Consider the following 13,485-nt stretch of genomic DNA (forward strand, 5'->3'; position numbering starts at 1 on the left):
TGCCGGTATCCCGGAACGCCGCCGGCGTACCTGTGTTCTCGGTGCGGGGAACGCCGGCGCTGGGGGGCGGCCGTGGACAGTGCGGTGTTGGAGCGCGACGTCGAAATCGGGGTCCTGGACTCGTCGTTGCGGGCTCTGATGGCCGGCCGCAGTGGGGTCGTCGCCGTGGAGGCGGCCGCCGGGCTCGGCAAGACGTCGTTGCTTCGGCACCTGCGGGACGCGGCGCGGGCGGCGGGCTGCGTTGTGCTTTCCGCTCGGGGCGCCGAGCTGGAGCGGGATTTCACCTTCGGTGCCGTCCGGCAACTGTTCGGACCGGTGGTGGCCGCGGCCGGCGACACGGAGCTGTTCACCGGCGCGGCCGAGCCGGCCGAGCGCCTCTTCACCCCGTCCCTCGACACGGCCGACGCACCCCACTCGCTGTACCCGCTCCTGAGCGGGTTGCACTGGCTGCTGGTCAACATCACCGCGACCGCACCCGCCGTCGTCCTCGTCGACGACGCCCAGTGGCTGGACCTGCCGTCGTCCCGGTTCATCGGGTTCCTGACGCGGCGGTTGGACAGCGTCGCGGTCCTGGTCGTCATCGCGCGCCGGACCGGCGACGGGGAGCCCGGTCCGATCGACGACGTTCTGGCCGCCGGCGACGTCCGCGTGCTGGAACCGAAGGGCCTCAGCGAGGCCGCCGTCGGTCAGCTGGCCCGGCGGGTGCTCGGCCGGGACGTGGCGGCCGAGCTGCGGGCCGCGTGCCACGCCATCACCGCCGGCAACCCGTTGCTGGTGCGCGAGTTGCTGCGGTTCCTGGGTTCCAGCGACCTCCGGCCGGACGTGACGGCGGCGGCCTCCGTCACGGCCGCCGGTCCCGACGCGTTGCGCCGGCACTTGGTCGCGCGCCTGCGCCGCCAGCCCGCGGAGGTGCGGGCGGTGGTGTCCGCGGTGGCCGTGCTCGGTGACGGCACGGACCTGCAGTGGGTGGCCCGGCAGGCCGGCCTGCCGGTGCCCGCGACGGCCGCGGCGGCCGAACGCCTGGTCGGCCACGGCATCTTCGAGCAGGACAACCCGCCTGCCTTCGTCCACGCCGTCGTCCGGGACGTGATGCTGTCGCAGCTGCCGCTCGTCGAACGCAGCGCACAGCACGAGCGGGCGGCCGGGGTCCTGACGGAGGCCGGTCGCTCGGCCGAAGGCATCGCCTCCCACCTGCTGAAAACCATCCCCGACAGCGACCCGGCCCGGGTGACCGCTCTCGTGGCGGCGGCGAACGAAGCCAAAGCACAGGGCTCGCCGGACAACGCGGCCGTCTACCTGCGGCGGGCCCTGCGCGAACCCCCGCCGCCGGAGCTGCGGTCGGAGGTGAACCGGCTGCTGGGCAACTGCGAGGTCCACCGGCTGGCTCCCGCCGAAGCCGAGGAGCACCTGCGGACGGCGTTGTCCCTGGCGGACACCCCTGGCCAGCGGGTGATGTGCGCCTACAGCCTGGCTCGGCTGCGCAACGCCTGCGGGGCGACGGACGAAGCGATCGAGCTGCTGGCCATGGCCGTCGGCGACCTGCCGCCCGGAGTGCCTGCCGAGGTCGGCGCGGAACTGGAAGCCGAGCTGGTCGGCGTCGCCCGGGCCGACATCGGGTCGCGATCCCGATTGCTCGAGCACCTCGCGTCGTTCCGCCGCCGACCGGGGCGGTCGCCCGCCGTCGAAAAAGCCCACCTGTCACTGGAATCGATCCTGGCCGGCCCGCCGGCGGCCGAAGCATCCGCGCTGGCCCGGCAGGCGCTGGCCGGTGACCGCCTCAGCCCGGACCGGACCGCGATCTGGGCGGCGGTGCAGACCCTCGTCGTCACCGACCTGCTCGACGAGGCCGAACGGCACCTCGACCGCGCCCTCGGCACCGCGCTCCGGCGCGGCCTGTTGTTCCCGCTCGCCTTCACCCGGGGTTTCCTCGCCCGCGTCGCGTTCCTGCGCGGTGACCTCGGGTCGGCCGCCGGCCATGTGGCCCGGGGCAGCGCGGGCCTGCCGTCACCCAACTTCGCGGCTCCGGTGCTCGACGCGGTCAACACGCACCTGCTGATCGAGGCGGGCCGGCCGGACGACGCCGACCGGGTGATCCGCGAGAGCGTGCTCCCGGACGGCGCCGAGCCGCGCACGGTCCTGGACCTGTGGTTGCTGGACGCCCGCACCCGGCTGCGAGCCGAGCAGGACAACCCGCGGGCGATGCTGGCCGACGCCCTGACCTGTGCGCGGTGCTACCGGCAGTGGGGCGGGCCGGAGCTGCTGGACGTGCCGTGGCGGCTGCGCGCGGGCGAGGCGTACCGCCGGCTCGGCGACCACGAACGGGCCGGGTCGCTGGTCGCCGAGCAGCTGCGCATCGCCCGGTCGTTCGGCGTCGCCCGGCACGTCGGCACCGCCCTGCGCGGGGCCGCCACCCTTGCCGCGGACCTCGCCGACGCCCGCCGGCTGCTGACCGAGTCGGTCGAGCTGCTGGAGCAGAGCCAGGCCCGGCTGGAACTGGCGAAGGCCCTGACCCAGCTGGGCACCCTGCTGGTCCACGGCCCGGACCAGCCCGGCGGGCGGACGATGCTGGCTCGGGCCGCCGAGCTGGCCTCGGCGTGCCACGCGGGAGCTCTGTCCGACCGGATCGGCCGGGTCACGGGCGGCCGGAGCACCCCGCGCCGGGGCGGTGGCCACGGGTTCACCCCGGCGGAACGGGAAGTCGCAGACCTCGCCACGAGCGGCCTGACCAACCGGCAGATCGCCGATCGGCTCCACCTCAGCGCGAAGACCGTCGAGGCGCACCTCAGCCGCGCGTACCGCAAGGCGGGCGTGCGCTCCCGGACGCAGCTCGCGGCGCGCCTGGCCGACGCGGGACGCCCACCCGGTTCCGGGTGAACGTCCGCGCGCCAGGGGCCGTCACGGGGCGAAGGACGACTGCTGTCCGGTCTGCGTGCACTTCACCGTGTACTTGAACGGCAGCGTCGTGTCGTCGTAGGTGCCGGTCACGACGTAGGAGTTGCCCACGACCGGCCGCGGCTTGGTGAAGACACCGCACCGCAGTTCCTTGAGGGTGGGGCCGTCGAGGGTGAGGTCCCCGATGCCGTTGCCGCCGAGCATCGAGTCCCCGTGGGGGTCCACGACGTTGACGCCGTGGATGGTCCGGGTGACGGGCAGCGTCCCGTCCAGCACCGGGTGGGGCGCGCTCAGGATGTGCGAGCCTCGTGAACCGCGGAGGAAGGCCACTTTCGGCACCGGCGCGTGGTGGATCTTGTTCGCGATGTCGAGGCCCAGGTAGTCCTGGACCGCGGGCCGGGCGTACTTGACGTAGTTGTCGTAGTCCATCGTCAGCGTGAGGCCGCCGGCGCTGACGTCGAACTCCTCGTACGTGGACGAAACGAACAGGCTCCGCCAGTCGTCGATGACGTGCGTCATCGAGTAGAAGCAGACCGCGAACTGGATCTGGTTGTCCTCGGTCCGCACGTTCGGGCCGATGCTCATGCCGGTGTCCGTGGTGCTCTTGGCGACGTGACTCCACCAGAAGTTCATGAAGTCGGAGACCTTCGGATCCGAGGCGTTGCCGAGCAGGTCGTTCAGCGTCGACCATTCCGCGGCGGCGGCCGGGCCCAGGTAGAGGCTCATGATCGAGCCCATGATGGCCGAGAGGTTGATCGAGCCGCTGTGCGTCGAGTTGTTGACCTGGATGTCCTTGGCCCCGACGATCTCCACGAAGTCGGCGTACTTCGCGATCGCCGAAACCAGCGCGTCGAACCAGCCCTGGGTCTTGTAGAGCCCCGGGTCGCCGATGTTCAGGCCGCCCTGCTGCGCGAGCCCCTTGGCGGCCGTCTGCACGAACAGGTGGGCCTCACTCGCCGCGCTCACCCAGTCTTCGGGCAGGTCCGAGGAGTCGAACGTCAGGCTGTCGTCGACCGAGGTCAACGTCGCCGGAGTCGCACTCTGCAATGTGAACAATTGATTTCCCCTTCGGAATTTCTTGCGTTGCCGACATGCACGACGTTATGGCCGTGAACATCCGCAACACATCAGGGAAATCCCTGCGGCGGCAATCGGCGGGAAACCCCTGCAATGGCGCGATTCAGGAAATACCGGAACAGGCCCGCGGTGCCCGGCGACAGACCGGCGGCTCGGACCCCGGTCGCCACGGGATCCGCAACGAAACCACCCGCGCCGAGATCACCACCACCCGATCCCGGGCGTGCGGGACTACGCCGGGTTCTCCGCGACGGCGAGGTAGTCCGTGTAGATCTGCGGTGAGCCGGAGAACGACGCCAGCTGCTTCCACTCCTCGTACATCTGCTTGGTGTCGCGGTGGGCGGACGCGAACTCCGCGGCCTCACCGGTCGCGATGTCAGGCTCCGGGTAGAACACGTCCAGCGCGTCCAAGCTCGCGATCTCCATCATCATCACGTACTGGTCGAGGCGGTTGCCCCGCTCGCCCTTGAGCACGTGGAACCGCCAGTCCGGGTAGTCGTCGATCCGGTGGTGGTTCTCCGCGATGAAACGGTCGAACATCTCCTCGGTCACACCGGCGCGCAACGCCAGGTTGTGGATCCCGACGACCCGGGCGACCGGCTCCTCCCCCGGGCGGTCGCGGTAGCGGGGGCCGGGCGTGACCGTGCTCCGCGGGTTGTCGGCCAGCAGCCGGTAGTCGGTGAACAACGTCGGCAGCTCACCGAACGTGCCCAGCCGCCGCCACCGCGCCAGCACCGCCTCCGCTTCCGGGTGCTGCGCCCAGAACAGCCGGGCCTGCTCGGTTTGCTCACCCCGGGCCGTGACGTAGCGGTCGCGCTGCTCGGCGCTGTCGATCTCGTACAGCATCAGGTACTGCCCGGTCCGCTCTCCGCGCAACCCGCGCAGCAGAGTCCACCGCCACCCCGGGTACAAGGGCAGGTGAACGCCCTCTCCACGCACGAAGGTCTCGAACTCTTCCGGCGTGACACCAGCCTCCGTGTCGATGGCGATGTACTGGAAGGTGAACACCGACGAGCGTCCCATTGCACGTCCAATCCTCGGGCCGGGAACGGGATCGCGTCCGACAAGCACGACTCCCCGCACCACATCCTGCCCGCCCCGGAGCAACGGGGCCCGCGAGCCCTCTCCACTGGACGCGATCCGACGGATCTCACCGTCTGCGGAGATCCACCAGCGTGAGCGCTACCAGCAAACAACGTGCTTTTCGACCAACCGGTCACCCCATCGGGAAGTTCCGGCCCACCCACGTCTCGGCTTCCGCGCCGGTTGCGTACGTCGGAAGGTACGGCCCTGAGGCGACGACCACCCCGATGCCGAACAGCAGCTCCGCGTGCTCCTGGGAGAGCACCCCGCGGGCACCGACCTTGATCCCGAGCTCCTCGGCGCGCTCGACCAGCTGGCGGATGGCGCGCACAGCCCGCTCCGGCGGGTCGTCGACCTCCAGCGCGTCGATGATCGCGCCCGTGAGCATCACCGCCGGCGCGGGCACGTCGAGGGCGGGCAGCAGCTCCAGCTCGGGCAGCCCGGTGACGTTGACGATGAACACCACACCCGCCCGGGCGAGCTCGCCGAGGGAGCCCAGCAGGTCGCCGCGGTCGTCCAGCAGCGACGGCCCGTCCGTGCAGAGCATCAGGTGCCGGTGCGCCAGGCCGTTGCGGTCGAGCTCCTGACCGACGAACCGCACGAGGTCGCCGTCGATCGCCATCCGCCGCGGCAGCGTCAGGCAAACCATGGGCGCGTCGTCGCCGAACCGGGCCCGCCACTCACCGGCGGTCCGCAGTGTCTCGGTCAGCAGGTGCCTGCCGAGCGCGACCGTCATGCCGGTCGTCTCGGCGAGCGGGGAGAACTCCTCGGGCCGCAGCTCACCCAGCTCGGGGTGACGCCAGCGCAACGCGGCGTTGAGGGAGGTGATGATCTCGCCGTCCGGGAGCACCACGTGCGGCCGGTACACGACCGCCATCTCCCCCGACTCGAGCGCGCCCGCGATGCCGCACGCGAGGCGGTACCGCTCGGCGTCCGCGTGCCCCGCCACCGGATCGAACAGCACCCACCGGGTCTGGCCCAGCTCCTTCGCCCGGCGCAGCGCGACCTGCGCCGACCGGATCGCCTCGGCCGGGAGTGCCTTCTGCGTGTCCACGAGGAAAACGCCGACGCTCGCGCTGACCCCGACCCCCACACCATCCACATAGGACGGTCGGCTCAGCGCGGCGATCACCGACTCGGCTTCCTCCCCCACCGACGCCGCGTCGTGTTCTCCCGCCAGCCCGACGGCGAACACATCGCCCGGGAGCAGCGCGAGCACCGGACGGCGGTCCCGGAAGACCTCCTCGAGCGTCCTCGCCACGCCCGTGAGCAGCTCGTCCGCCGCATCGAACCCGAGACCGTCGCGCACGACGGCGAATCCGTCGAGGCCCACCAGCAGCACCGCGACCTGGTTCCCGGTCTCCGCCGCCAGCAGCGGCGCCAGTTCGGCTTCGAGCCATGCCCGGCCGGGCAGCCCGGTCACCGGGTCGAGGGCCGTGGAGCTGTCGGGCACCCGTCGGCCACCTCCTCCTCCAGTGCGCACCGGCCGTCTCTCCGCGTAGAACCAGAATAGGGGCAAGGCTAGTGTGTGCCCGTGCGGCCCGCCGCGGTGGAGGCTCGACGGAGAGGAGCGATGGTGCAGCTGGATGCCGGTGCCTACCAGCGCATGCTCGGCGAAGAGCTCCGCCGGCTGCGCGAGGAGCGCGGCCTGACGCGCCGCGACCTCAACCACAGGCTGCACAGCGACCTCTCGTTGCAGACGCTCGCCACCTACGAGCTCGGTACCCGGCAGTGTTCGGTCGTGCGCCTGGTCGAACTGTGCCTGGCGCTGGAGGAAACTCCCGAAGCCCTGCTCGCTCGCGTCGGCCGGCGCTACTTCGGCACGTTCGGCACCACGGAAGCCGATGGCGTCCGGGTAGACCTGCGCCTGATCGCGCGCGCCGAGCACGACGACCTGGCCCCCTTCCGCCGCTGGGCCGAGGGCAAGCTCGCCGAGTCCCCGGCGGCGGATACCCCGCACGAGGTGCACCTCGACCCCGCCGCTCTGGCGCGGCTGGCGGAACTCTGCGGAACCACGACAGCGGACCTGCGCGCCCGGATCCGCCGGCTCGGCTGACCGCCTACGGCCGGCACGTGCCCCCGCTACGACAGGGCCAGGTCGGCGTTTCCCGGGTCCCTCGTCGGAGCCACACTTCCGGGTGAGTCTTGCGGCACGGGCGAATGATCGTCCCCGTTTACGGCACCGGAACGCAGCGACGCACACATGATTGTCTCGCCGAAGAACCACGAGCCGGCGGATCTCCCGGCCGACAGAAGGGTGTGGAATGCGCACAACCACGGCGAAGCGAGCCGGGCTCGCCTGTGCACTCCTGGTGGCCGGGCTCGCCGCGACGACGGCACCGGCGCAGGCTGACCAGCAAGCCGGCATCGCGGACATCGGGTCGGCCGACTTCACGAAGGCGGGCGAGCCGACCACGGTTCCGACGCAAGGTCGATGCTCGATCGACGGCCCGACCAGCGCTGTCGCGGAGTCGGTGTCCCAGGCGGGCATCACCTTCGGCGGCGGCACGTCGTCCTGCACGACGACGGTCACCGACCCCGGCACCGACGCCACAACCACGACGTCGACCGCGACGGGCAAGAATTTCGAGCTTTCGGCCCTGGTGAGCGTGGGTGGCCCGCGCGTCAAGCTCTCGACGTTCACGGTGACGTGCACGGCGACCCGGACGCAGACGAGCACGAACTGGAGCTACGGCGGCATGGCCGGCATCCCGGCCCTGCCCAATCCGGTGCCGCCCGGCTACGTGGCTCCGATCAAGAAGCGTGACGGGACGGTCCTGGCGAACGCGGTGTTCAACGCCCAGACCCTCCCGGGTGACGGCAGCATCGACCTGACGATGCTGGAGATCACGTTCCTCCCGGCATCGGGCATCAGCGGTCACGTCGTGCTGGGCGAGACAGCCTGCGCGCCGACACAGTGAGCGGCAGCGAGCAGCGGATTTCACCGCAGTCCACCGCGCATCGGCTACCGCGGGGGACCGCATCGACAACCGTCACTCGCTGCTGATCCGGTGACGCCGGATCACGCCGCTCGGCGTGGCCCGCGGGCACTCCCCGCAGGCCACGCCGAGCTCGCACCTGCCGCGCGGTCCGGGCTCAGGAATCGGCTGCGGCTGTCGCGATCACGTCGCCGGCCACCCGTTTCGGGAGCCGGCGGCCGCGGAATCCGCTTGCGGGCCGGCGAATGCCTGTGACACGTCGCGCAACGCGGCCGTGACCTCGCTCGGGATGACGAAGAAGGTGTTGCCGGGCCCCTCGGCCAGCTTGGGCAGCGTCTGCAGGTACTGGTAGGCGAGCAGTTTCGGGTCCGGGTCGTTGCGATGGACAGCCTGGAAGACCTCGTCGATGGCGTGCGCCTGACCTTCCGCACCGAGGATCTCCGCCGTGCGATTGCCCTCGGCCCGCAGCACCGCGGCCTGCTTGTCCCCCTCGGCGGTCAAGATCTGGGCTTGGCGGTGCCCCTCCGCACCGAGGATGGCGGCCCGCTTGTCCCGTTCGGCGCGCATCTGCTTCTCCATCGCGTCCTTGATGGTCGCCGGCGGATCGATGGCCTTGATTTCGACCCGGTTCACCCGCAGGCCCCACTTGCCCGTGGCGTCGTCCAGAACACCGCGCAGCTGGCTGTTGATGGCATCCCGGGAGGTGAGCGTGCTTTCCAGGTCCATCGAACCGACGACGTTCCGCAGCGTGGTCACGGTCAGCTGCTCGACCGCCTGGAGATAGCTGGCGATCTCGTAGGCCGCGGCACGGGGATCGGTGACCTGGAAGTACAAGACGGTGTCGATCTCGACGACCAGGTTGTCCTCGGTGATCACCGGCTGCGGCTGGAAGGAGACGACCTGTTCCCGGAGGTCGATCTTGGGGTACACCCGGTCGACGTACGGGATGACGAGGTTGAGCCCGGGCGTCAGGGTGCGGTGGAAGCGGCCCAGCCGTTCGACGTTGCGCGCACGGGCCTGCGGCACGATCCGCACCGCCCGCATCACGGTGAAGATCACGATGACGACGATCACCGGGGCGGCGATCACTGCGGTCGAGATGTCCATGTTTCCTCCCTGGGGTGGACGAAAGCGGTACTGCCCTCGATGGCCAGGACGTCGACGACCGTGCCGGCGCGGATCACCAAGGCGTCGTCGAAGGTCCGCGCGGTCCATTCCTCGCCGCCGATGCGGATCCGGCCGTCCACACCGGTCACTTCCTCGACGACGTGGGCCTGCCGGCCGACGAGCGCATCGACACCGAACAGCGCGCTCTCGGGACGGCGCCGGTATCGCTGGGCGACGGGCCGGGCCAGCACGACACCGGCGGCCGAGGCGATGGCGAACACGAGGAGCTGGCCGGGCAGGGCCAGGCCGAGCGCGGCGGTCCCGGCGGTGACGAGGGCCGCGAGGGCCAGCACGCCGAGCGCGATGGTCGCCGAGAAGACCTCCACGACGGCCAGCACGATCGCCACCGCCAGCCAGATGAGCCCTTCGTCCACGATGGCTCTCCTCCCTGCGATTCGATGAGGCCGGCCAGGTTCGCCCGGCTGGTCGGTTGGGGGCTTCCGCGGCAGATTCGCCTGCTGCCGAACGTCTTCACCGACGAGGCTGCCCGACGGCGTTCGCGCTGTACATCCGTGGCGGCACCCATCTCGGCGTGCAGGACAGTCGACGCGTCACCGACGAGCGTTGCTGCCGGCCGACTTCACAGGAAGTAGCGGAGCCAGACGTATCCCCAGGCGATCGCCGTGCTCAGCACCGTGACGACGATGCCGTAGCGGGTGAACTGCCAGAAGCTGATCGGATGCCCCGTCCGGGCCGCGATGCCGAGGGCGACGACGTTGGCGCTGGCCGCGACCGCGGTGCCGTTGCCGCCGAAGTCGGCGCCCAGCGCGAAGGCCCACCACAGGGCCCGGCCGGTCGCGGCGTCGGGGACGTCGGCGACCATGCCCTCGACGATCGGGGTCATCGTCGCCACGTAGGGGATGTTGTCGAAGAATGCCCCCAGGGCACTCGACCCGAACAGCAACGCCGTCGCCGCGGCGAAGTGGTTGTCCCCGAACAGGTTCGCCGTCCAGCCGCCCGCGGTCTCGATCACCCCGGTGTGCCCGAGACCCGCGACCATCACGAACAGGCCCATGAAGAACACCAGCGTGGGCCACTCGACCTCGCCCAGCACGTCGCCGAGGTCGGCGCCGGTCAGCAGCAGCATCACCCCCGCGCCGACGAGGGCCACGATCGCGGGATCCAGGTGCAGCACCGAATGCAGGCCGAACCCGAGCACGACGGCCGCGAACACGATCAGGCAGCGGCGCAGCATCGCCGGGTCGGTGATGGCGCGGCGCTCCTGCAGCGCCAGCACCGCGGCCACGTGTTCCGGGTGGTACTCGAAGGACTTGCGGAACAGCACCTTGGTCAGCAGCACGAAAACCACGAAGACGACGGCCACCACCGGTGCCATGTGGACCAGGAAGTCGGTGAAGGTGAGCCCGGCCCGGCTGCCGATGATGATGTTCGGCGGGTCACCGATGAGGGTCGCGGCGCCGCCGATGTTGGACGCGAGAACCTCGGCGATCAGGTACGGCTGGGCCGGGATGCGCAACCGGTTGCACACGACCACCGTGACCGGGGCGACCAGCATGATGGTGGTGACGTTGTCCAGGAACGGCGACGCGATCGCGGTGATCGTCATGAACATCACCATCAGCCGGTACGGCCGGCCGCGGGCCTTCTTGGCCGCCCAGATGGCGAGGTAGTCGAACACGCCGGTCTGCTTGACGATCCCGACGATGATCATCATGCCGAGCAGCAGGAAGATGACGTTCCAGTCGATGCCCGAGTGCTCGGAGAAGAACACCTCGGCGCCCGGGACGAGCCCGAGCACGGCCATCAGCCCGGCGGCGATGAGCACCACCTTGACCTTGTCGGCCTTCTCGGTGGCGATGAAAAAGAACGCGACGACGAAGACCGCCAAGGACAGGACCGCGGGCACGACAAGGAACCTCCGGGCATAGGGCGCCGTCGCCGGCGGGTGCTCCTCCCCGCCGGCGACGGCTTCGACAGTTGGCTCCGGGGGTCAGTCGTCGGGCCCGAACACCGCGAGGCTGGTGATCAGGCGGTCGAGGGTGATGGCGCCGACCAGCACGCCGGACTCGTCGACGACGGCCACGAGCGGGCTGTGCTCGCGGGCCATCAACGCGGCGACCTCGAACAACGTCGCGTCGGCGGCCACGGTCACCGGTTTCACCAGCCGCCGGGGTGCGCAGTCCCCGACCGTGCGGTCGGCGAGCTCCTGCCAGAAGCGGTCGGCGTGGTCCTCGTCGACCGTGCGGACCAAAGCCGGGTCCTCCTGGTAGGACGCGGGCACCGCCAGCCGCAGCACCTGGGTGCCGGGCAGCACCGCCCACGGCCGCGACCGGGCGTCGACGACGATCAGCCCGGGCAGCCTGCTCACGGCCATCACCCGGACCGCCTGAGCGACTTGGTCGCCCGCGGTGATCGTCGGGACGTGCGTGGCGATGTCTCGTGCTCGCATGGTCTCCGCCTGGTCGATGTACAGGGCCGGTCGCGCTGCGGACATGTCCCGATGCCTCCGTTCCCGGCGAGCCGCCGTCGGTGCCCACGAGTCTCGGCGGCGACCCCGGCCACGACCATCGGGTCCGGCACCCATTCCCCCCGGGCCTGCCGGCCGGCGCCGGCCCGAAGTGGGTGTCGGCACGGATGGACAGCCGGCGGTTCACCCGCCACGCTCGCAGGGGTCCGGACACCGATCGGCGAGGAGACACGGGTGCCGCTGTACCGCAGGATCTTCCTGCTCAACGCCGTCGTGCTGAGCGCGGCGACCGCGCTGCTGCTGCTCGGGCCGGTCACCGTCTCCGCGCCGGCGCTGTTCACGGAAGTGGTGATCCTCGTCGGCGGCCTGGCCGTCGTCCTGGTGGCGAACGCGGTCCTGCTGCGGATCGGGCTGGCCCCGCTGCACCGGCTGTCCCGCACGATGACGACCATCGACCTGCTGCGCCCCGCGCCCCGGCTGACCCCGCGGGGCCGCGACGAGGTCGCCGAGCTGATCCGCACCTTCAACGCCATGCTCGACCGGCTGGAGACCGAACGCGGCTTCAGCGCCGCACGCGCCCTTTCGGTGCAGGAAGCCGAGCGCAGCCGCATCGCGCGTGAGCTGCACGACGAGGTCGGCCAGTCGCTGACCGCCGTGCTGCTCGACCTCAAGCGCGTCTCGAACAGCCTGCCCGCCGCGACCCGGGAAGAGCTGCGCTCCGCGCAGGAGACCACCCGCAGCACCCTCGACGAGATCCGCCGCATCGCCCGCCGGCTGCGTCCCGGGGTGCTCGAAGAACTGGGGCTGACCAGCTCGCTCACGGCCTTGAGCACCGAGATCACCGAACACAGCGACCTCACCGTGCTGCGCCGCTTCGACCACGCCGTCCCGCACCTGGGCGACGAGATCGAGCTCGTGCTCTACCGCGTGGCCCAGGAAAGCCTCACCAACGCCGTCCGCCACGCCCGGGCCCTGCACGCCGAGGTCGTCCTGCGCACCACGGTCGGCCAGGTCGAACTGCGCGTCCGCGACGACGGCCGCGGCCTCGGCGACGCCGCGGAAGGCGCCGGCATCACCGGCATGCGGGAGCGCGCCCTGCTGGTCGGCGGACGGCTGACCGTCGGACCGGCGCCCGGCTCGGGCACGGAAGTGCGGCTGGTCGTGCCGCTGGACGGGGCGGACCGATGAGCGCCCCGCCGACCCCGGTGCGCATCCTGCTGGCCGACGACCACGCCCTGGTCCGCCGGGGCGTCCGGCTCATCCTCGACAACGAGCCGGACCTGAGCGTGGTCGCCGAAGCGGGCGACGGCGCCGAAGCCATTTCCGCGGCCCGCGAGCAGCAGCCGGACCTGGCCATCCTGGACATCGCCATGCCCCGGCTGACCGGGCTGCAGGCCGCCCGCGAGCTGTCCCGCGCCCAGCCCGGGCTGCGCATCCTCATGCTCACGATGTACGACAACGAGCAGTACTTCTTCGAGGCGCTCAAAGCCGGGGCCTCGGGTTACGTGCTCAAGTCCGTCGCCGACCGCGACCTCGTCGAGGCGTGCCGGGCGGCCGTGCGCGGCGAGCCGTTCCTCTACCCCGGCGCGATCACGTCGCTGATCCGCAACTACCTCGACCGCGCCCGCAACGGCGACACGATCCCCGACCGCGCGATCACCGCGCGGGAGGAGGAGATCCTCAAGCTCGTCGCGGAAGGCCACTCCTCCAAGGAGATCGCCGACCTGCTGGTCATCAGCGCGAAGACCGTCGAACGGCACCGCGCGAACCTGCTGCAGAAGCTCGGGCTCAAGGACCGGCTCGCCCTCACCCGCTACGCGATCCGGGCCGGTCTCATCGAGCCGTGACGCCCAGCTCGGCCATCCACGGATGTCTCCTTCGCCGCCAGAGGACCGCCGG

11 protein-coding genes and 1 pseudogene are annotated in these 13,485 nt (G+C 71.1%); 5 read left to right on the top strand and 7 right to left on the bottom strand.

Annotation, left to right across the window (positions count from 1 at the left end; genetic code table 11):
- The first annotated feature begins 72 nt into the window (after positions 1-72).
- A complete protein-coding gene (locus QSK39_RS20255; RefSeq protein ID WP_285479319.1) occupies positions 73-2,874 on the top strand; it encodes an ATP-binding protein in 2,802 nt (933 codons plus the stop codon).
- Between the two features lie 21 nt (positions 2,875-2,895).
- Here the strand turns inward: QSK39_RS20255 and QSK39_RS20260 are convergent, their stop codons facing one another.
- The 3 genes from QSK39_RS20260 to QSK39_RS20270 form a co-directional block, all read right to left on the bottom strand.
- The gene (locus QSK39_RS20260) at positions 2,896-3,948 is read right to left on the bottom strand and encodes a hypothetical protein (RefSeq protein ID WP_285479320.1); all 1,053 of its coding nucleotides are present in this window, start codon (positions 3,946-3,948) and stop codon (positions 2,896-2,898) included.
- Positions 3,949-4,200: 252 nt separating this feature from the next.
- Positions 4,201-4,992 (bottom strand): hypothetical protein, encoded by a 792-nt coding sequence (locus QSK39_RS20265; RefSeq protein WP_285479321.1) that lies wholly within the window; start codon positions 4,990-4,992, stop codon positions 4,201-4,203.
- Between the two features lie 193 nt (positions 4,993-5,185).
- Positions 5,186-6,505 carry an EAL domain-containing protein gene (locus QSK39_RS20270; RefSeq protein WP_285479322.1) on the bottom strand — a complete coding sequence of 440 codons (1,320 nt, stop codon included), beginning with the start codon at positions 6,503-6,505 and terminating at the stop codon, positions 5,186-5,188.
- Positions 6,506-6,628: 123 nt separating this feature from the next.
- Here QSK39_RS20270 and QSK39_RS20275 point away from each other — a divergent pair, with 123 nt between their 5' ends.
- Complete coding sequence (locus QSK39_RS20275) at positions 6,629-7,108, top strand: helix-turn-helix domain-containing protein (protein WP_285479936.1); 480 nt, start codon at positions 6,629-6,631, stop codon at positions 7,106-7,108.
- A 208-nt stretch (positions 7,109-7,316) separates the two neighbouring features.
- Positions 7,317-7,973: a hypothetical protein gene (locus QSK39_RS20280; protein ID WP_285479323.1), complete on the top strand. Its 657-nt coding sequence runs from the start codon at positions 7,317-7,319 to the stop codon at positions 7,971-7,973.
- Between the two features lie 243 nt (positions 7,974-8,216).
- Here QSK39_RS20280 and QSK39_RS20285 read toward each other — a convergent pair.
- From QSK39_RS20285 to QSK39_RS20300, 4 genes and pseudogenes are all read right to left on the bottom strand, one after another.
- Positions 8,217-9,098 (bottom strand): annotated as a pseudogene (locus QSK39_RS20285) (SPFH domain-containing protein); the annotation flags it as partial.
- Positions 9,077-9,532, bottom strand: a complete 456-nt coding sequence (locus tag QSK39_RS20290) for an NfeD family protein (RefSeq protein ID WP_285479324.1) — start codon at positions 9,530-9,532, stop codon at positions 9,077-9,079. The gene QSK39_RS20290 and the pseudogene QSK39_RS20285, both read right to left, overlap by 22 nt.
- A 206-nt stretch (positions 9,533-9,738) precedes the next feature.
- Positions 9,739-11,025 (bottom strand): ArsB/NhaD family transporter, encoded by a 1,287-nt coding sequence (locus tag QSK39_RS20295; RefSeq protein WP_285479325.1) that lies wholly within the window; start codon positions 11,023-11,025, stop codon positions 9,739-9,741.
- 84 nt (positions 11,026-11,109) lie between these two features.
- On the bottom strand, positions 11,110-11,613 hold the full coding sequence (locus QSK39_RS20300) for a CBS domain-containing protein (RefSeq protein WP_285479326.1): 504 nt from the start codon (positions 11,611-11,613) through the stop codon (positions 11,110-11,112).
- Positions 11,614-11,820: 207 nt separating this feature from the next.
- On the opposite strand from QSK39_RS20300, the gene QSK39_RS20305 reads away from it, so the two are divergent.
- Both QSK39_RS20305 and QSK39_RS20310 read left to right on the top strand, forming a co-directional pair.
- Positions 11,821-12,774 carry a HAMP domain-containing sensor histidine kinase gene (locus QSK39_RS20305; RefSeq protein WP_285479327.1) on the top strand — a complete coding sequence of 318 codons (954 nt, stop codon included), beginning with the start codon at positions 11,821-11,823 and terminating at the stop codon, positions 12,772-12,774.
- Positions 12,771-13,433: a response regulator gene (locus QSK39_RS20310; protein WP_285479328.1), complete on the top strand. Its 663-nt coding sequence runs from the start codon at positions 12,771-12,773 to the stop codon at positions 13,431-13,433. Before QSK39_RS20305 ends, QSK39_RS20310 begins: the two co-directional genes overlap by 4 nt.
- The last annotated feature ends 52 nt before the right edge of the window (positions 13,434-13,485 follow it).

This window comes from Amycolatopsis sp. NBRC 101858, assembly GCF_030269325.1.
GTDB lineage: Bacteria > Actinomycetota > Actinomycetes > Mycobacteriales > Pseudonocardiaceae > Amycolatopsis > Amycolatopsis ponsaeliensis.

Bases quoted from the DNA above. Each gene is read 5' to 3' on its own strand.
- QSK39_RS20280 (WP_285479323.1), top strand. From the start codon at position 7,317: ATGCGCACAACCACGGCGAAGCGAGCCGGGCTCGCCTGTGCACTCCTG.
- QSK39_RS20300 (WP_285479326.1), bottom strand. From the start codon at position 11,613: ATGTCCGCAGCGCGACCGGCCCTGTACATCGACCAGGCGGAGACCATG.
- QSK39_RS20265 (WP_285479321.1), bottom strand. From the start codon at position 4,992: ATGGGACGCTCGTCGGTGTTCACCTTCCAGTACATCGCCATCGACACG.
- QSK39_RS20310 (WP_285479328.1), top strand. From the start codon at position 12,771: ATGAGCGCCCCGCCGACCCCGGTGCGCATCCTGCTGGCCGACGACCAC.